The sequence below is a fragment of the Heliobacterium mobile genome (assembly GCF_009720735.1).
Taxonomy (GTDB): domain Bacteria; phylum Bacillota; class Desulfitobacteriia; order Heliobacteriales; family Heliobacteriaceae; genus Heliobacterium; species Heliobacterium mobile.
Window position 1 is genome coordinate 1 of record NZ_WNKU01000090.1, and the last position, 1,317, is coordinate 1,317.

Genomic DNA, 1,317 nt, shown 5'->3' on the forward strand with positions numbered 1-1,317 from the left:
ACATTTGTCAAGACCGGCGGTTGCATATAAATTAAAGTTTACATAGGTCCATGCGTCAACTATCTTGACAAACACCGCACAGGACTAAGCGTTATCAAACGATTTTTACGTTTCCCGATAATGTTAAGCCATAATAACCTCGCACAATCGCCCATTTACACTGACCTCCCAAATACCACTTGTTGTCGGGAGCAGCGTGAATAGACGCTTTTTTTAGCGTCGATTGAAGATATGATTCGGCCTACCTAAACGACTGTTTTCACGGCTTTACCATAAGCCACGCTAAGGGATGACCAGTGGGTGAATGTTATTTTAGGAGGAATAACAACATATTTCTAGGTAATGATAGGATTTTAATTTAGAGGTGGTTTACTTGGAAGTCCAGATAAAAGAAAATGGTGAAATAAATGATTTGATTAATGTTATGGTCGGCGGGTTCTCGCAAAGTAATGAAGAGATATCAACAGATATCAAAAGTGGTGAATTCAAAAAACAAGTGACACATTAGATTTCTCCGTAAAAAAAGAACTAATGTATAAGTTGATCGAAGATACTCAAGGTACAATACGATTTACGGATACCAAAGCTAGCATAACATTGGTATTAACCGGGATTGCAATAAACTTCTTGCTAAGATTCATAGATCCAATTTTTAACGTATTTTCTCTTCTTCTTAATCATAAAATGAAATGGGCAGTTATAACACATGACTTATTATTGCTAATTTGTTTCGTAATTCTAGTACTTTTTTCACTGGCATTATGGATTATCGTTACTGCAATTGCTCCAAATTCAAACCCAACTAAAAGCATCATTGTTGACGAGCTGAATCCGCCAAATTCTTTTTACTTAACGCAAATAACTCCTAAAGTTAGCTTTTTAAACGTATTAAATGATAAAGATGGCTTTTTTGTTTTGAGAAAAAAGTCTTCTGAATTGTTAAAGGAAATTACCAATTTAACTGAATTAGAATTTTTAAGTATATTAAGTAAAGAGTTTCTAAAGCTATGCTACATTAGAGAACTAAAAATTCAGCGAGTTCGTCGAGCCATAAAATTAATCAAATTATGTCTAATCTTATTGCTTGTAGTTGCAATATCAAGATCTTTAATTAAAATATACATATAATTATTTTCTTAAAACTCAAGTTTCGCACACAGAAATAGGCAAGTAAGCCTTGATATAGTTGGGTAAAGAGCCAATCCATTTCTGGAGTTGACTTTTAATCAAAGCGGCTAACTTCTTGTTGCAGTTTTTAACGACATCATCAATAATCGACCAAAGTTGTTGAAGAGCCACCGCCCATTCCAAATCATT

General features: G+C 34.0%; 1 protein-coding gene. It reads left to right on the forward strand.

Features of this window, described 5'->3' with window-relative positions; genetic code table 11:
* Window positions 1-540 precede the first annotated feature (540 nt).
* Window positions 541-1,128, forward strand: a complete 588-nt coding sequence (locus tag GJ688_RS19720; protein ID WP_155478164.1) for a hypothetical protein — start codon at window positions 541-543, stop codon at window positions 1,126-1,128.
* The last annotated feature ends 189 nt before the right edge of the window (window positions 1,129-1,317 follow it).